Below are 15,689 nucleotides of genomic sequence, written 5' to 3'. Positions count from 1 at the left end.
TTGTTGGCCGCGTACATGGCCATCATCTCGCCCGACATCACGATGTAGATCTCCTGCGCCTTGTTCTCGCGGATGGGCATGGCAAAGCCGCCGCACACCACGTCGCCCAGCACGTCATAGGAGACGTAGTCCACGCCGTCATAGGCGCCGTTCTCTTCGAGGAAGTTGATCGACGTGATCACGCCGCGCCCGGCGCAGCCCACGCCCGGCTCCGGGCCGCCGGACTCCACGCAGCGGATGTCGCGGAAGCCGATCTTCATCACGTCCTCGATCTCCAGGTCCTCCACCGAGCCCGCTTCCGCGGCCAGCGACAGGATGGTGTCCTGCGCCTTGGCGTGCAGGATGAGGCGGGTCGAGTCGGCCTTGGGGTCGCAGCCCACGATCAGGATCTTCTGACCCATCTCGGCCAGCGCGGCCAGCGTGTTCTGAGACGTGGTGGACTTGCCGATGCCGCCCTTGCCGTAGAAGGCGATCTGACGAAGTTTGGACATTGCGTGCTCCGATGATTCGTTGCGTAATTGACGAGTTGAGCGGCGCTGTCGTTCTCTCTGTGCGTCCTTCGGTGCCTGTGGGTCTTCTTCGAAGCTCCCTCGGGGCCGGAGTCGGGCGGCGCGCAGCCTCCCCATCGCAATGGCCGTGCCAGAAGCGTGGTTTCTCTCCAAGTCGTTGATCCGCCCGGGAAAAGTCCTTGGCGGCGGGCATTTCTCGGTGGTGTCCGGGTCGCGACGCTTTTGTCTGGAAACCGACAAAGCCCGGCCGGCGTGGGCCCGTTCACCGGCCGTGGCCGCGCGTGCCGCCGGGGCAGGCCGGGCTCGGCCGTGCCGGCTGTCGCTGGTACGGGTGTTGCATTGGTGGAGCGCATGAGCGCACCTATTCCCGTCGTCTGCAGCACCCGCAATCCGCACCTCGAACGCCTGGGCGGGCCCGAAGCCGTGGCCCGCCTGGTGGACGCGTTCTACCGCGCCATGGACACGCGCGAGGACGCGCGCACCATCCGTGCCATGCACGAGATCGACCTGGGGCCGACCAAGGCCATCCTGGTCAGGTACCTCACGGAGTGGATGGGCGGCGAGAAGGCCTACTCCGCCGAGCGCGGCTCGCCCATGCTGCGCCGGCGCCACCATCCCTTCGACATCGACGCCGCCGCGCGCGACGCGTGGATGGCCTGCATGCGCCAGGCGCTGGCCGAGACCTGCGCCGACGCCGCGCTGCGCGGCGAGCTGGACGCGGCGTTCGGGAAGATCGCCGAGCACATCAAGAACACGGTTTGAGCGCCGTGCCGCCCGCCAGCGCACGAGCCACGCCGCCTGTCGAACCTCCTTCGTTCACCACCCTTGCTTGAGGCCTTCCATGCCGATCTACGACTACCACTGCCCCAAGTGCGGCGAGGACTTCGAGCTGCTGGTGCGTGCCAGCACCACGCCGGCCTGCCCGCACTGCGCCGCCACCGAGCTGGAGCGGCGTCTCTCGCTGACCGCGCCGCAGGGCAAGATCAAAGCCATCATCGCCTCGAACCGCCGTGCCGCGGCCCGCGAAGGCCACTTCAGCAATTACAGCCCCGCCGAGCGGGCGCGGCTGCTCAAGTCATGAGCGCAGCCGAGGCCGAGGCACCGCCGCATAGCGTGCGTTGCTTCCTCACCTACAGTGGCGTGAAGCTGCCGCTGCAGCTCAGCCAGGAGCTCGACTCGACCGCGCTGCGCCACCGCAACACCTACTTTCGCGCCGAGTACGACGCGCAAAGGCGCATGCTGCGCTGCGACAAGATCGTCTACGGCGAGGTCGAGATGTGCCACGACTACCGCTGGGCCGACGACGGCACGCTGCGCGAGGCCGTCTACACCTCGGTGCACGACGAGAACGGGCCACAGGTGTTGAGCTTCGGGGGCTGAGTACAGGCGGCCTGGCAGGCCGCCGCGCCGCGGTCATGCCGCCTCCAGCACCGCCGTGATGCGCCGCAGCGCCGCGCAGTGGCGCCGCCCGTGCTCGCGCAGCGCCTCGTGCAGGCGCCACACCTCGGCCGCGGGCAGGCCGCGCTCCAGCGACGCGGCGTAGGCCTGCAGCGGGCTGCGCAGCGTGCGACCCTGCCACGCCACCTCGAACTCGTGCGCCCCTTCCTCGGGCGCCACCGCCTGGAACACCGCGCGCAGCGACCAGGCGCCAGCCATTGCCGGGTGGTAGTAGTGGTCACGCAGCAGCGCAAACAGGTCCACCACGCGCAGCCGCAGCGCGTCGAGCCGCGGCGCCAAGTCGTCGAAGCGCGCGGCCAGCTCGCAGATGCGGTTGCGCTCGAAACCGGCGTTGTAGGCGAACAGCGGCCCTTCGCTGCCCAGCGACTCGGCCAGCGAGGCGGCGAAGGCATGGCACGGGTCGGCGTCGGCGCCGGCCAGGAAGCCCCCATGCGCCACGCTGCCGCCCGGTTGCTCCAGGTCGCAGCTCCACTGGAACGGCAGGCCCTGGTAGGGCTGCGTGCCGGCCCAGGGCGGCACCGCGAAGCCGATGGTTTCGAAGCGCAGCCAGCGCCGCGGTCCGGGCAGCGTGCGCAGCGCCGCGGCGGCTCCGGGCTCCAGCACCGGCACGCCGTGCTTGACGGCGCGCGCGGCGCGGCGGTGCCGCGCCACCGTGAGCCGGTGCAGCGGCACGTCGTGCAGGCTCACGTGCCCCTCGGCGCGCAGCTCGGCCGCCAGCTCGCGGCCGACGATGTCCAGGCTGGCGGCGGCGTCCGCCAGCGACGGCTCCCGCGCCGGCAGCCCGCAGGCGGCGAGTTGCTCGCACGGGCCGCCCGCGCCGGACGCCGCGTCGCACGGCGCACCCAGCGGCACGGCCGGCAGTGCGGCACGCTCGCAGCGGCGCATGGCCACGATCCAGTCGCCCACCGGCCGCCCACCCAGCACGGGGGCCAGGTCCACCTCGCGGAACAGCCCGGCATAGCAGCCGTGGCCCGGATAGACGAAACCGGTGTCGATGAGCATCAGCCCGGCGCCCTGCACGCGCAGCACGTTGCGCGCCACGACGTGCAGCCACAGCGCCACGGTGTCCACGTCGGCGTCGGTGCCGGCCGTGGCATGGCGCACCCGGAAGAGGCGCAGCCCCGTGGTGCCGCGCGCCACGAGGTCGATGCGCACGCGCACGCCGTCGTCGCTGGCGAAGCAGGCGCCGGCGATGGCCCAGGACTCGTCCTGCGCCTCGACGTCCACCAGCAGCCGCTCGGTGAGGTCGATGGCCACCTGCCACTCGTCGTCGGTCATGGGCGCCGGCAGCGCGACGAGCCCGGAATAACAGGCGCGCAGCGCCTGCGCCGCGCCGGGCCCGTCCACCATGCGGTCGGCGCCGGGCTCCTCCCCCGCAGGCACTGGCGCGGCGCCGCCGTGGCGCTGCAGCCAGAAGCGCCGCGGGCACGCGCGCCAGCGCCGCAGGTCGTCTTCGGACAGCGGTGAGACCGCTTCGGGCGCCGGGCCCGGTGCCGGTTGCGAGGAATCCATGGAACCTTTCTTTCGCGGAGCGCGGCCGTGGGTGCGGTCACGACAAACGTGACAAGCGTGGCCCCGCGCAGCCGCCCGGGCTTGATCCGTTGCAAGGTTCGTGCGCGGCGTGGGTTGCGCCCGCATCGGCCAGCCGAAGGCCGGCGGTCACCAGCCCGGCTCAGCCCAGGACGTCCAGCCTGGGCTGCACCAGCACCACGTCGGACTCGGCCAGCGCCACGCACGGCAGCGTCAAGCCTTCGAGCTTCTCGTCCAGGGACAGCCCCGGCCACTCGACGCGGTAGCGCACCGAGCCCGAGGCCACGCGGGCGATGCACTCGCGGCAGGTGCCGTTTCGGCACGAGCTGCGCAGCCGCAGCCCGCCGGCCTGGGCCGCCTCCAGCAGCGTCTGCCCCTCGGCCACCGCCACGGTGCGGCCCAGCGGCTCAATGCGCAGCGTCCTGCCCGTGCTCATGCGGCGTGCCCCATCAATCGCCGGCGCGCAGCCAGGCGGCCAGGCCCTCGCCCACCAGGCTGTAGGCGCGGCCGAAGCCGGCGATGAGCCGTGCCGACACCGGCTGCAGCGCCATGAGCTGGAAGTCGCCCAGCCCGAAGGTCTGGGCCGCGTCGGGGAAGCGCGCCAGGTAGTGCGCCTGGGCCGCGGCGTACTCCGCGCCGTCGCGCGCCAGCGGCACGGCGTCGGCCTGCAGCGACACGCGCGGCAGCGCCTGCGCCGGCCACTCGCCGCCGGCCTCGGCCGTGACGAGCAGGCCCACGCGCGGGTGCTCGTGCATGTCGCGCGTGTGCGTGGCCAGGCCGCTGACGTGGACGAGGAGCCGCGTGTCGCCCGCGGGCAGCACGAACGGGACCATGGAGACCGCCGGCTCGCCGCGGTGCAGCGTGGCCAGCGCGGCCACGGGGCGCTCGGCGAGCAGGCGGCGCAGCAGGGAGGAGGTGTCGGCATCCATGGGCCGGATTGTGGCCGGGCCTGCCGCGCGGCCGGCGCCGGCGGCAGGCCCGACACTTGCCGACCCGACGCCCCGCAGCGCCGTCCGGCCGCGTTGTCTTCAACCTCGCCTTCCTCGCATGCCCCTGGACTTCAACCGGCTCGTGTGGGCCGTGCGCCTGCAGTTCTTCATCAGCGGATTCCTCTTCGCCACCTGGGGCGTGCACGTGCCCACGGTGCGCGCGCACTACGGCCTGGACGAGCAGGCGCTGGCGCTGACCATGCTCGCCGCCGGCGTCGGCGCGCTGTGCGGGCTGGCCTTCGCCGGGCGCTGGGTCGGGCGCTGGGGCCCGCAGCGCGTGGCCTGGCGCACCGGCGCGGTGGCGGCCGTGAGCATCACGGCGCTGCTGGCGACGCCCTCGTGGCCGGTGCTGCTGGCGACGATGTGGGTCTTTGGCGCGGCCGGCAGCGTCTACGACGTGGCCATGAACGCCGGCGGCTCCGCGCTGGAACAGGCCTCGGGGCAGCGCCAGATGAGCCGCTTCCACGCCCTGTTCAGCTTCGGCGGCATGGCCGGCGCGGCTTTCGGCAGCGCGCTGCTGCGCGCGCAGGCCGACCCGGTGCTTCATCTGGCCGTCGTCGGCGCGGCGAGCGTGGCGGCATTGGCCTGGGTGACGCGGCCGGTGCTGCCGGCGGCGCCGGCCGAGGACGCCGGCACCGGCGGCAGCGGCACGGTGCGCGCGCGGCCGCGCGGCGTGCTGTGGCTGCTGGGCGGGCTGGCGGCGCTCGGCCTGGTGGCCGAAGGCGCGATGTACGACTGGAGCGTGCTCTACATGCAGCGCGAGCTCGGCAGCGCGCCGGCGCTGTCCGCGCTGGCCTACGCCAGCTTCTCGGTGGCAATGGGCCTGGCGCGGCTGGGCGGCGACTGGGCCCGCGCGCGCTGGCCGGCGCATCGGCTCATGGCCGGCAGCGCGCTGCTGGCGGCGGCCGGCATGGCGATCGCACTGCTCGGCCGCCAGCCGGCGCTGGCGCTGGCGTGCTTCGCGCTGGTGGGGCTGGGCCTGGCCAACGTCATCCCGGTGCTGTTCGCCGCGGCGTCGCGCGTGCCCGGCGTGCCGGCGGCGCACGGCATCGCGGCGGTGTCGTCGCTGGGCTACCTGGGCTTCATGGCCGGGCCGCCGGTGATCGGGTTCATCGCGCAGCACCGCTCGCTCACGGCGGGGCTGGGGATGGTGGTGGTGTTTTCGGTGCTGCTGGCGGTGGCAGGCGGGCGGGCGTTGCGGCCGCGCATAGCCTGATTCCGAAGCTGGAACCAGCGCTTTCAAGCGACCTCGCAAGCCCAGGCCAAACTGCAGTCGCTGGCAACCTCCACGCACTGCATCCCGCCCCGTGAACCCAGGCACTCATACATTTATTACAAGCACGGGACGGCGCCCGAGCGGAAGCGAAACCATATTCCATGGAATCGGCGCACCAGGAATACCCAGCCTGCCCGTTCAAATAGAGCATGCTGGTGCGGCTGAGCATTGCTGTTTCTCAATGGTTCAATGGCTTCAGGAGTCTTGCCATGTTTCCATGGTTTCGCATGCTGTTTGCAGGAGGGCTGGTTGCCGGTGCCACGGGTGCTGTTGCGGCCGTACCGCTGCAGGGTATTCTTCGTGATTTTTGCGCACCGAGCACTGCAAACTGTACCCAGCTTGCGGATTTTGAAGGCTCGATTGGCGATGTGCAGACGGGAATGGTCCGTCCGAGGCTGGTCAGCGGCCTGCCCGTGGCGGGTCCTCGCATTGGCGCGGGCGGCTCCACGCCGGACAATTTCGCGAAATGGTATGCTGATTCGCCTGGCTACAACCTCCGCTTTTCTCATATCCTGAACTTGAGCGAAAACTCGCCCGGCATACTCAGCTTTGACGATTCAAGCTTCTATCCTCTGGACCAGCGCGGATACGGCAACCAGGATCGCATCCACAATTATCATTTCACCCTGCATGTGAAGGGCAGTATTTCCTTCACCGACGAATCAGCCGCCGCGGACAGGTTTTTCGACCTGAGCGGCGATGACGACATCTGGCTGTTCATCAACGGCAAGCTGGTGGTGGATCTGGGTGGCGTGCATGGCACCTTCGGCAGATCGTTTACCGAGGAAACGCTGAAAACCATGGGCATGGTGTCCAACCGGGCTTACACCATGAATCTATTCTTCGCCGAGCGCCATACCGTTGATTCCGGCCTGCATATTCGAACCAGCTTTGACATCGCACCTGCCGTTCCTGAGCCTTCGGCATGGGCGCTGTTGGGAGTCGGGCTGTTCTGCCTGGCATGTCGGCGGCGCTCAAGCCCATGCGAGCAAGAGAAAAATGAGGCCGATACCGCATGCTCAGGTGGGAAACACCGCTGTATCGAGCATTCATGAGGACCGCAGCGTCCTACACCAGCCTGTCATCTCCCTGATACCCGCCGCCCCGCACATACTCCCGGTAGCGAATACTGAAATGCTGCTGCATTTCCCCCGCCACCGGCAGTTTCGCTTCCAGTTGCGGAAACCGATCCAGCACCTCGCGCCGGTGTTTCGCCCATGCCGACAGCACCGCCTCGCGCGCCTCGTCGCAGGTCGCGCCGGCGCCGTGCCAGATAAAATCGTGCGTGATCATTTCCGCGCTCACGAGGGTATCGGGAGCAATGATGGCCATGGCGCGGCAATCAGGCTGTGACGTGCGTCACGAAACCGGCTCGAATTTCAGCACCTTGCCCGCCTGCGCGCTCGCGCACGCCGACAGCGCCCCGAAAAACTCGTTCCCCTCCCGGTCCAGCCAGCGCCCCTCGACGTGGCGGTAGTGAAACCCGCCGCTCTTCGCCGCCATCCACAGCTCCTGCAGCGGCGGCTGGGTATTGATCACGATGTGGCTGCGGTTGGGAAACACCAGCTCCAGCAGCCCGCCGCTGCGCCGGGTGTCGATGTCGATGGTTTCGCCCTCCAGCCAGCGGTCCACCGCCGCCTCGATCTCCGAGAGGATGGCGTGCGTGATCTGGCGGTATTCCAGATCGCTGAGCGGCGTGACGGTCAGGGCGTTGCTCATGGCAATTTCTTTTTGACGCGGGTTGGACGGGATATCGGGAAAGCCGGCTTCAGTAGCCGACCTCGAACCACACCGGCTGCCTGCGGCGCAGCTCGGCCAGCAGCGCCATGGTCTGCGGTACCAGGGCGTTGACGGCGTACCAGGTCTCCTCGCGCCGGGGCTGCACGCCGCGGCGCAGCTTGTAGTGCAGCGCGGCCCAGCGGCCCCAGTCCACCTGCAGCAGCCGGCTGTGCAGGGCCGGCGTCACGTTGCCCAGGGTGTGGGCCATGATCAGCAGCTGCGCCTCCACCGCGCGCAGCGTCAGCGTGCTGGCGAAGAGCTCGTCTTCACCCTGCATCTCGCGCGTCAGCGCCTGCACCGAGTGCCCGGTGTCCATCACGATGTCGTAGAGCGAGCGGTGGTACATGGCCTCGTTTCGTGTCGGGTGGATCGGCCCGCGGCGGCGCCGGTGCCGGAATGGTTCAGGGCTGCCGCGCCGCCTCGTCGAGCTGGCGGCGCACCCGCGCCGCGGCCACCAGCGCGCCTTCGAGGTAGCCGCCGCCCACGCGCGCCGTCTCGCTGCCGGCGAACCACAGCCGGCCGCCCCACTGCGGTGCCTGCAGCCGCGCGTCGCCATAGGCCGGGTGGCCGCCGCCGGCGTCCTCGGCCCGGTCGGCCGGCGCGCAGGTCCAGGGCTCCCGCGCCCAGTCGTGCAGCTGTACCTCGCCCTGCGCCGCCTCGGGGCCGAACAGCATCGCCACCTGGCTCTCCACCAGCATCGGCAGGCCGCGCTCGAAATGCCGGCGCTGGTCGGCGTCCAGCGCCACGAAGCCGGCCAGCGCCGCCCCGGCGGCCGAGGGTTGCTCGGGGCTGGCGTCGAAGACCTCAGCCAGCACCGCCTGGGAATGCGTGGACCAGGCATTGCCGGTGTGGCCGGCCTCGCGCCAGGTCGCGCGCCCGGTGCTCAGCGCCGCCTTGGCCGCGGCGGCCATCCAGGTCGGCGTGTCCTGCAGCGCGTGCCGCACCTGCGCGTCCAGCGCCGGCTCGAAGTACACGGTCGAGGCCGCCACCCGCGGCGGCAGCGCCAGCACCACGCGCCGCGCCTGCACCCGGTGCAGCTCGTCGCCGCGGCGCAGCTCCAGCTCCACGTGCGTGCCCAGGTCGGCCACCGACTCCAGCGCGTGGCCCAGGTGCAGGCGATGCGCCTCCAGCCGGCGCTCGAAGGCGGCCACCAGCGCGCCCATGCCGCCGGCCAGGCGCCGCGCGCCGCCGTGCAGCGCGCCGGGCCGTGGCGGCGTGCCGTCCTCGGCCAGCGCGGCCGAGTGCGGATCGAAGGCCACCAGCCGCGGCTCGCGGTTGGGGTCGTCCAGCAGCAGCACCTGGCCGTCGTCGGGCTGCTCGATGCTGGCCAGGCCCAGCTCGGCCACCAGCCGCGTGATGGAGGGCTGCGTCGCCGGCCAGTACCAGGTCGGGCCCAGGTCCACCGGCAGCCCGCGCGGCGAGGCCACCGTCAGCACGCGCCCGCCCAGGCGCTCGCGCGCCTCGAACAGCGCCCAGTCCAGGCGCCGCGCCTGCAGGCTGTGCGCCAGCGCCAGGGCGCACAGCCCGCCGCCGATGACGGCCACGTCGAGCATGGCGGCGCTCCTCAGGCGGCGGTGGCGACCGGGCTGCTGCCGGCCAGCGCCGCGGCCACGTCCGCCAGCGGCAGCGCGATGCGCGTGATGCCCTGCTCATCGAGGAAGCGCGCCTCCATGCGCGTGGGCTCCTCGGCCATCACCGCGAAGTGCGGCCCCCCGGAGCGCTTCATGATCTGGCGCGCGAAGGCGCGCGGCAGCTGGTCATTGAAGCGGCAGCCCAGGAACACGAAGCCCAGTGCCGCGCGGCGCTGCTGCACCTCGGCGGGAATGGGCGTCTGGATGTCGATCTCGGTCAGCACCTCGACGTAGTCGCTGTCCGAGACCAGGTAGTTCGACGCCGGCGCATGCCCGCCCCAGGGCTTGTAGTAGACCGTCCGGGCGCTGCCCGGCGCGTCGGGGCTGGCGGCGCCGGTGGCGTCGTACCAGCCGGTCCAGGTGCCGAAGTGCTCGCTCTGCGACAGGCCCTGCACCTCGGCCCAGTCGGCGCCGCGCGCGGCCAGGGCCTGGCGCAGCGTGTCGTCGTACCAGCAGTCCACGACCAGCGGCGCGGGCAGCGCGGCGATCCAGCGGTGCAGCGCCGATGGCGCCGGCGCGGCGGCGTAGGCCTCGTCCATGCCCTTGACCAGCGTCTTGCGGTGCTTGAAGTTCTCGATGAACTGCGCCGCGGCCGTGAGCCGGTTCCTGATCTTGCCCGGCACCGACACCCGGGCCGTGAGCACCGCGGCCAGCGCCAGCGGGTCGGCCGGCGGCACCGTGCCCTCGCACAGCGCGAGCATGCCCGGGCCGAGGTAGGGCGCGAGGGTGCCGGTGAGTAAACCCTCGGCGACGGCGGCGGGCAGTTCGTGGACGGTGGCGTGGGTCATGGGGGCTCTCCGGGAAATGTCGGCTGTGTCACAGGTAGATCGCCGCGCCCGCGCCGACGTTGATCGACGAGTCCTTGAGCGTCTTGACGATGAACTTCACGTGCCCCGGCGCCAGGTGCGTGTGCAGGGGCAGCGCCAGCGCGCGGTCGGCGATGCGCTCCACCAGCGGCAGGTCGCCGCGCTTCCAGCCCTGCTGCGCGTAGTGGAACTGCTGGTGCATGGGCATGCAGTACATGACCGCCTCGATCAGCGCCGTCTCCAGGTCTTCGAGGATGTCGTTGCAGGCGCTGCCGCTGAAGCGCTTGCCCAGGTGCACGACGTAGAGCATCCAGTGCACCTCGTCCACGCCAGGGGCCACGTAGGGCGGCTTGACGCCCTCGAAGGACTGCATCTCCTCCAGGTAGTTGCGCTCCACGGCCTTGCGCCTGTCGAGGATGCGGTCGATGCGCGCCAGCTGCGCCGCGCCCAGCGCGGCCGTGACCTCGCTCATGAGCGCCTGCAGCGGCACGCGCGCGCCCACCGAGATGCTGCGCCGGTCCTTGAGCGAGCGCGAGCGCAGGTAGCGCAGCTCCGAGGCCAGCGTGTCGTCGTCGGTGACGACCATGCCGCCCTCGCCGCAGCACAGCGCCGCGGGCTGGGAGAAGTCGAACACCGCCAGGTCGCCGAAACTCCCCACCAGCTTGCCGTGCAGCCGCGAGCCCAGCGCCTCGGTGGAGTCCTCCACCAGCTTCAGGCCGTGCGCGTCGGCGATGCGGCGCAGCTCGTCCCAGGCCGCCGGGTGGCCGTTGGTGTTGCCGGCCAGGATGGCGCGGGTCGCGGGCGTGATGCGCTCGGCCGCGCGCACCGGGTCCAGGCAGCCGGACCAGTAGTTGATGTCGGAAAACACCACCCGCGCGCCGGTGAGCTCCACCGCGTGCGCCACCTGGTGCCAGCCGTAGGGCGAGGCGATCACCTCGTCGCCCGGGCCGATGTCCAGCGCCCGCAGCGCCAGCCACGTGCCGACGGTGCCGCTGGACACGGCCACGGCATGCCTGCGCCCGACCCAGCGCGCGAAGCCGGCCTCGAAGTGCTGCACCATGCGCCCGGCCGACAGCCGCGGCTCGCCCAGCGCGGCGGTGACGAGCTCGATCTCGACCTCGCTCATGTCGGGATCCGACAGCAGCAGCTCCTGGTCGTCGGACAGGCCGTAGGCATCGTCACCGGCGCTGGCCGCGGGTTCCTGCATCAGCGCGTTCATGCCGCCACCCGGTCCGCGACGAGGAAGCCGGCGGCCTGCGCCGGGTCGGTGGTGAGGGACCAGCAATGCCCGTCGCTGGCGCCGAGGTAGAGCACGCGCCGCGCGCCGGCCGCGGCCGGCGTCTCGTGGCGCATGTCCATGGCGTCCACCACGATCACGCGCATCGGCGCGAAGCGCTCGCGCAGCGCCGCGGCGGCCTGGCGCGCGGTGTCGGCGGCGTCGGCCACGCCCAGTGCTTCCTGGATCAGCGCGGCGTCCATGGTCAGCCTCCCGACAGCCGCCTGGCTTCGACCGTGATGGGCAGGTTCGTGCCCGCGGCCATCTCCGGCAGCGCCAGCACCCAGCCGTTGGCCAGCGTGACGCTGCCGCCCCACAGGCCCTCCTTCTCCTGCGACACGATGGGCTCCTCCAGGTCCTTCTTGGGCACGTAGGCCGAGAGGGCGCCCTTGGCGTCCTTGCGGATCATCACTTTCATCGACGGCTCCTTGGGGTATTGGGTGGTTCGGTTCGGCTCGGTTCAGGCGGCCGCGGCGGCCTGACGCGCGGTGTCGGCGGCTTCGGCCAGCAGCGGCCGCAGGTGTTCGATGGCGGCGGCGACGGTGGCCTCGACGTCGGCGGCCGTGGTCTGCGGGCCCAGCGACAGCCGCACGCCGGCGCGCGCATGCGGCGCGCTCTCGCCCATGGCCAGCAGCACGTGCGAGGGTTCGACGCCGCCGGCGCTGCAGGCCGCGCCCGACGACGCGACGATGCCCGCGCGCTCCAGCTTCGCCAGCACCTGCTCGGCGTCGAGCGCGCCGAAGCGCAGGCACAGCGTGTTGCACAGCCGCTCGGCGCCCGCGCCGTGGACATGCACGCCCGGCAGCGCCTGCACCAGGCGGTGCTCCAGCCGATCGCGCAGCGAGCGCATGCGCTCGATGTCGGCGCCCAGCGTGGCCGCGGCGCGGTCGCAGGCGGCGGCGAAGCCCGCGATGCCCGGCAGGTTCTCGGTGCCGCCGCGGCGGTTGCGCTCCTGGCGGCCGGACAGCAGCGGCGGCAGCGCCACGCCCTTGCGCACGATGAGCGCGCCCACGCCCTTGGGTCCGCCAAGCTTGTGGGCCGACACCGACATCAGGTCCGCGCCGCTGGCGGCGAAAGACAGCGGCGCCTTGCCCGCGAGCTGCGTCGCGTCCACGTGCATCCAGGCGCCGGCGGCGCGTGCCAGCGCGGCCACCTCGGCCACGGGCATGAGCACGCCGGTCTCGTTGTTGGCGCCCATGAGGCTGACCACGGCCACGTCGTCGGCAATCAGCGAACGCGCCGCGGCCAGGCTGGGCCGGCCCTGCGCGTCCACGGGAATCAGGTCCACCGCGACGCCCCGGCCGCGCAGCCGCTGCGCCAGTGCCAGCAGCCCCGGGTGCTCCACGGCCGACATCACCACGCGCGCGCGGCCGCTGGCCTGCAGCGCGCCCAGCAGCGCCGCGTGGTTGGCCTCGGTGGCGCCGCTGGTGAAGACCAGCTCGGCCGGCTGGCAGCCCAGGAAGGCCGCGACGCGGCCGCGCGCGCCGGCCAGCAGCCGCCGCGCGTCCTGCCCGGGCCCATGCGTGGACGACGCATTGGCCCAGGTCTCCCGCAGCGCCTCCACCATCGCCGCCACTGCCTCGGGCACCGGGCGCGTGGTGGCGTTGTGGTCCAGGTAGATGGGCACGGTGGCGGGTGCGGGGGCGACGGCGTGGCTCATGGTGGTTGCCCGTGCAATCGGCGGCGCGCTCAGGCGACGAACGCTTCCAGGCGTGCCGGGGCGGTCAGCGGCTCGATCTCCTCTTCGAGGCAGCCGAGCACGCAGACGCCGAAATCGACCATGTAGATGGGCACGTTCGCCTCGCCGTGGTGCCCGACCTGCACGATCTCGCCCGGGCCGCCGGCCACGACCAGCAGCAGGTCTTCCGGGATGTCGGGCAGGCTGCCGTCGTTGTAGAGGTCCACCGTGGCCCGCACTTCCAGGCCCCAGGGATACTTGGGTTCACGCAGGTCGATCATGGCCTGATGCTCCGGTGGCGCGGCCTCAGGCCTTCTTGATGCAGCCGTCCACCGGGCACACCGCCACGCACTGCGGCGCGTCGAAATGGCCCTCGCACTCGGTGCACTTGGCCGGGTCGATGATGAAGGTGCCGCCCTTTTCGCGGATGGCCATGTTCGGGCACTCGGGCTCGCAGGCCGAGCAGCCCGAGCACTGGGAAGCAATGATCTTGTAGGCCATGGTCAGCTCCTTGGAGGAAGTGGGCGAGCGGGGCTCGCGGGGTCGGGTCTTGTCCGGGCCATTGCGAGAGTTGTGCCAGCACCTTTCCCGGAGGCAGCAGGGACTTGCGTGCTGCAGGCCTTGTTGGGTAGGCGACAAACGCCACAAGCGCCGCGACAGGCGGAGAAGTCGGAGACGGAAAGCGTGGCCGGCGGCTGATACGCAACGGATCTATCTACCGAACAACCCCTTTCCCGTTCGCCCTGAGGTATCGAAGGGTGAACGGCCCGCACGGTGTGCGGGCGTCAGAGCCTGTCGGATTCGGCCTTCGATGCGCGTAGCGCACCCTGTCCTGAGGTATCGAAGGGTCAGTCCGAACGGGGTGGTGTTCGAAGACCAGATGCGATGCGTATGACAGGCCTCGCGCCCTACGGGGTGGGGGGCGATGCGGCCGACGCGATGCCGGGTAGCAGGCCCGCTTGCGGGCCGAGTCCGCGGCCTGGACAGGGTTCGGCCCGCAAGCGGGCCTCCTACCGGCTCTGGCCTGCTGCCGGGCCATTGGACCCAGTTTCCACGCGTTGGGGACGCGCAGCGCGCGGTGAACGACTCCCGCCAGCCAGCTTGCGAGCCGCCTCGCCGGCGCGGCTGGAGTCAGCCCTCCAGCGCCTCCAGCCGCCGGTCGATCGCCTCGCGCAGCCGCGCGACGTAGCTCAGCACCCAGGCCAGCTGCGCCGCGGCGGCCGTGTCGCCGCCCTCGTCGAGCAGCGCGCGCAAGCCCTCCAGCGTCTCGCGCTCGTGCGCGGCGACCTCCTCGTCCAGGCGCCGCACCGCGGCGGCGTCGCGCGCCTCGTCCAGCGCCTCGCGCCAGCCCATCTGCCGCGCCAGGAACGCCATGGGCACGGCGCTGCGGCCGGAGGGTGCGTCCATCGGCACGCCGCGCAGCGCGCACAGCAGCATGGCCCGCTGCACGGGGCTGTTGAGCCGCTCGCGCGCCTCGTTCAGCCGCACGGCCCACTGCATCGCCGCCTGCTGCTCGGCCGCGCTGGCCGCGGCCAGGTTGTCCGGGTGCATGGACGCCTGCAGCGAGCGCCAGCGCGCATCGACCTCGGCGCGCTCCAGCGCGAAGCGCTGCGGCAGGCCGAAAAGGGTGAAGTCGTCGCTGCCCAGGTTCATGCCGCGTCCTCGGACAGCAGCAGCTCGGCCGGCTGCGCCCGGGACCGGGCCACCCGGCGCACCGGCACCGGCTGCAGCTGCGGCGCCTGCGCGGCTGCGGCGCGCTCGGCCTGCGCCGCCTGGTGCTGCTCGATCAGGTCCTGCAGCGTCACGGACTGGAGTACGCCCTGCATCACGTCTTCCAGCCCGGACCACAGCTCCTGTGTCAGGCACTTGCCGGCGTTGTCGCCCACGCGCCCTTCCGCGCAGAAGGTGCTGCGCCGGTCGGGCGCTGCCTTGACGCAGCGCACGACCTCGGCCACCGTGATCTCCCCGGGACGCCGCGCCGGTGCATAGCCGCCCTCGCGCCCGCGCGTGAAGCGCACCAGCTTGTGGCGGCGCAGTTGCGCCAACAACATCTCCATGCCGTAGGGCGACACCCGCTGGCGCCGGCACAGGCTCTCCAGCGGCACCGGGCCGCGCTGCGACAGCAGCGCCAGGTCCACCATCACCGCCACGGCCACGCGGTCCCTGGCGAAGCGTCCCTTGGTGGCGACTTCCATGCTTGGGCTCCCAACTGACTCGGTTGTTGTGCGCGGCATCCAGCAGGAAGCGGGCCGGCGCAGGCGCCGCGCCCGCGGGACCCGCCGCCGGCCGTGACTTGTTTCACGCTCACCAGGCGCCGGCCTCGGCCTGCAGCCGCTCCACCGGCCGGCCGCCTTCGAGGTGGCTGTCGAAGATCTCGGCCACGTCGGCGGTGCTCACGCCGCTGTAGAGCACGCCCTCGGGATAGACCAGCACGTTCGGACCGTTGTCGCACGGGCCCAGGCAGCCGGAATAGGTGATGGCGACCTTGTCGTAGGCCTGGCGCTTCTGCAGCTCGGCCCAGAAGGCCTGCAGCAGCGGCGAGGCGCCCTTGGCGGCGCAGGAGCCGCGCGGGTGGCCCGGCGGACGCTGCTGGCTGCACACGAAGACATGGCGTTGCGGCTTGGGCATGGTTCCTCCTTCAACCAAACTTGAACAGGATGCCGTGGCCGCCGCGCGGGTACTCCCACGCGACGTTGGCATGCTCGGTGCAGATCACGCGGCAGCTGCCGCACTCCAGGCAGCCGTCGGTGATGAGCG

The 15,689-nt window shown here is 71.8% G+C and carries 23 protein-coding genes and 1 pseudogene; 5 read left to right on the top strand and 19 right to left on the bottom strand.

Annotated features, from left to right (window positions below; genetic code table 11):
• The coding region (locus tag FJ694_RS33780; RefSeq protein ID WP_157271912.1) for an AAA family ATPase at positions 1-491 on the bottom strand (491 nt) is incomplete at its 3' end.
• A gap of 369 nt (positions 492-860) precedes the next feature.
• Here FJ694_RS33780 and FJ694_RS33775 point away from each other — a divergent pair.
• The 3 genes from FJ694_RS33775 to FJ694_RS33765 all read left to right on the top strand — a co-directional run bounded on the left by FJ694_RS33775 (position 861) and on the right by FJ694_RS33765 (position 1,889).
• Entirely contained in the window at positions 861-1,271 is a 411-nt protein-coding gene (locus FJ694_RS33775; RefSeq protein WP_157271911.1) for a group II truncated hemoglobin, read from the top strand.
• A gap of 79 nt (positions 1,272-1,350) precedes the next feature.
• Complete coding sequence (locus FJ694_RS33770; RefSeq protein ID WP_157271910.1) at positions 1,351-1,590, top strand: FmdB family zinc ribbon protein; 240 nt, start codon at positions 1,351-1,353, stop codon at positions 1,588-1,590.
• Positions 1,587-1,889, top strand: coding sequence for a DUF6156 family protein (locus FJ694_RS33765; protein WP_157271909.1), 303 nt, complete (start codon positions 1,587-1,589; stop codon positions 1,887-1,889). The genes FJ694_RS33770 and FJ694_RS33765 overlap by 4 nt, the downstream gene beginning before the upstream one ends.
• A 33-nt stretch (positions 1,890-1,922) precedes the next feature.
• Here the strand turns inward: FJ694_RS33765 and FJ694_RS33760 are convergent, their stop codons facing one another.
• From FJ694_RS33760 to FJ694_RS33750, 3 genes are all read right to left on the bottom strand, one after another.
• Complete coding sequence (locus tag FJ694_RS33760; RefSeq protein WP_157271908.1) at positions 1,923-3,479, bottom strand: DUF2779 domain-containing protein; 1,557 nt, start codon at positions 3,477-3,479, stop codon at positions 1,923-1,925.
• Between the two features lie 160 nt (positions 3,480-3,639).
• The gene (locus FJ694_RS33755; protein WP_157271907.1) at positions 3,640-3,933 is read right to left on the bottom strand and encodes a 2Fe-2S iron-sulfur cluster-binding protein; all 294 of its coding nucleotides are present in this window, start codon (positions 3,931-3,933) and stop codon (positions 3,640-3,642) included.
• Between the two features lie 13 nt (positions 3,934-3,946).
• Entirely contained in the window at positions 3,947-4,426 is a 480-nt protein-coding gene (locus tag FJ694_RS33750; RefSeq protein WP_157271906.1) for a pyridoxamine 5'-phosphate oxidase family protein, read from the bottom strand.
• Positions 4,427-4,544: 118 nt separating this feature from the next.
• Here FJ694_RS33750 and FJ694_RS33745 point away from each other — a divergent pair, with 118 nt between their 5' ends.
• Both FJ694_RS33745 and FJ694_RS33740 read left to right on the top strand, forming a co-directional pair.
• Positions 4,545-5,702 carry an MFS transporter gene (locus tag FJ694_RS33745; RefSeq protein ID WP_157271905.1) on the top strand — a complete coding sequence of 386 codons (1,158 nt, stop codon included), beginning with the start codon at positions 4,545-4,547 and terminating at the stop codon, positions 5,700-5,702.
• 209 nt (positions 5,703-5,911) lie between these two features.
• Positions 5,912-6,817: a fibro-slime domain-containing protein gene (locus FJ694_RS33740; RefSeq protein ID WP_157271904.1), complete on the top strand. Its 906-nt coding sequence runs from the start codon at positions 5,912-5,914 to the stop codon at positions 6,815-6,817.
• Positions 6,818-6,830: 13 nt separating this feature from the next.
• On the opposite strand, the gene FJ694_RS33735 is transcribed toward FJ694_RS33740, so the two are convergent.
• From FJ694_RS33735 to FJ694_RS33665, 15 genes and pseudogenes are all read right to left on the bottom strand, one after another.
• The gene (locus FJ694_RS33735) at positions 6,831-7,094 is read right to left on the bottom strand and encodes a hypothetical protein (RefSeq protein WP_157271903.1); all 264 of its coding nucleotides are present in this window, start codon (positions 7,092-7,094) and stop codon (positions 6,831-6,833) included.
• Positions 7,095-7,121: 27 nt separating this feature from the next.
• Positions 7,122-7,481, bottom strand: coding sequence for an iron donor protein CyaY (gene cyaY, locus FJ694_RS33730; RefSeq protein ID WP_157271902.1), 360 nt, complete (start codon positions 7,479-7,481; stop codon positions 7,122-7,124).
• A gap of 49 nt (positions 7,482-7,530) precedes the next feature.
• Positions 7,531-7,887: a hypothetical protein gene (locus FJ694_RS33725; protein ID WP_157271901.1), complete on the bottom strand. Its 357-nt coding sequence runs from the start codon at positions 7,885-7,887 to the stop codon at positions 7,531-7,533.
• 55 nt (positions 7,888-7,942) lie between these two features.
• Positions 7,943-9,094, bottom strand: a complete 1,152-nt coding sequence (locus FJ694_RS33720; RefSeq protein ID WP_157271900.1) for a flavin monoamine oxidase family protein — start codon at positions 9,092-9,094, stop codon at positions 7,943-7,945.
• An 11-nt stretch (positions 9,095-9,105) separates the two neighbouring features.
• Complete coding sequence (locus tag FJ694_RS33715; RefSeq protein WP_157271899.1) at positions 9,106-9,960, bottom strand: SIR2 family protein; 855 nt, start codon at positions 9,958-9,960, stop codon at positions 9,106-9,108.
• Between the two features lie 28 nt (positions 9,961-9,988).
• On the bottom strand, positions 9,989-11,197 hold the full coding sequence (locus FJ694_RS33710) for a DegT/DnrJ/EryC1/StrS family aminotransferase (RefSeq protein ID WP_157271898.1): 1,209 nt from the start codon (positions 11,195-11,197) through the stop codon (positions 9,989-9,991).
• Positions 11,194-11,457 (bottom strand): hypothetical protein, encoded by a 264-nt coding sequence (locus FJ694_RS33705; protein WP_157271897.1) that lies wholly within the window; start codon positions 11,455-11,457, stop codon positions 11,194-11,196. Before FJ694_RS33705 ends, FJ694_RS33710 begins: the two co-directional genes overlap by 4 nt.
• Positions 11,458-11,459: 2 nt before the next feature.
• A complete protein-coding gene (nifT, locus tag FJ694_RS33700; RefSeq protein WP_157271896.1) occupies positions 11,460-11,672 on the bottom strand; it encodes a putative nitrogen fixation protein NifT in 213 nt (70 codons plus the stop codon).
• Positions 11,673-11,714: 42 nt separating this feature from the next.
• Positions 11,715-12,914 carry a cysteine desulfurase family protein gene (locus tag FJ694_RS33695; RefSeq protein WP_198321145.1) on the bottom strand — a complete coding sequence of 400 codons (1,200 nt, stop codon included), beginning with the start codon at positions 12,912-12,914 and terminating at the stop codon, positions 11,715-11,717.
• Between the two features lie 29 nt (positions 12,915-12,943).
• Positions 12,944-13,213, bottom strand: coding sequence for a nitrogen fixation protein NifZ (locus tag FJ694_RS33690; protein ID WP_157271895.1), 270 nt, complete (start codon positions 13,211-13,213; stop codon positions 12,944-12,946).
• A 25-nt stretch (positions 13,214-13,238) separates the two neighbouring features.
• Positions 13,239-13,433, bottom strand: a complete 195-nt coding sequence (locus FJ694_RS33685; RefSeq protein WP_157271894.1) for a 4Fe-4S binding protein — start codon at positions 13,431-13,433, stop codon at positions 13,239-13,241.
• 630 nt (positions 13,434-14,063) lie between these two features.
• The gene (gene hscB, locus FJ694_RS33680; RefSeq protein WP_157271893.1) at positions 14,064-14,585 is read right to left on the bottom strand and encodes a Fe-S protein assembly co-chaperone HscB; all 522 of its coding nucleotides are present in this window, start codon (positions 14,583-14,585) and stop codon (positions 14,064-14,066) included.
• Complete coding sequence (locus tag FJ694_RS33675; protein WP_157271892.1) at positions 14,582-15,127, bottom strand: Rrf2 family transcriptional regulator; 546 nt, start codon at positions 15,125-15,127, stop codon at positions 14,582-14,584. Before FJ694_RS33675 ends, hscB begins: the two co-directional genes overlap by 4 nt.
• A gap of 109 nt (positions 15,128-15,236) precedes the next feature.
• A complete protein-coding gene (locus FJ694_RS33670; RefSeq protein ID WP_157271891.1) occupies positions 15,237-15,560 on the bottom strand; it encodes a (2Fe-2S) ferredoxin domain-containing protein in 324 nt (107 codons plus the stop codon).
• Positions 15,561-15,570: 10 nt separating this feature from the next.
• Positions 15,571-15,689: pseudogene (locus FJ694_RS33665) on the bottom strand (ferredoxin family protein); the annotation flags it as partial.

Origin of the sequence: Azohydromonas aeria (assembly GCF_009760915.1) — a bacterium.
Taxonomy (GTDB): Bacteria; Pseudomonadota; Gammaproteobacteria; order Burkholderiales; family Burkholderiaceae_C; genus Azohydromonas; species Azohydromonas aeria.
The sequence above is the reverse complement of the archived record's forward strand: the minus strand, read 5'-3'. Positions and strand labels throughout refer to the sequence as shown.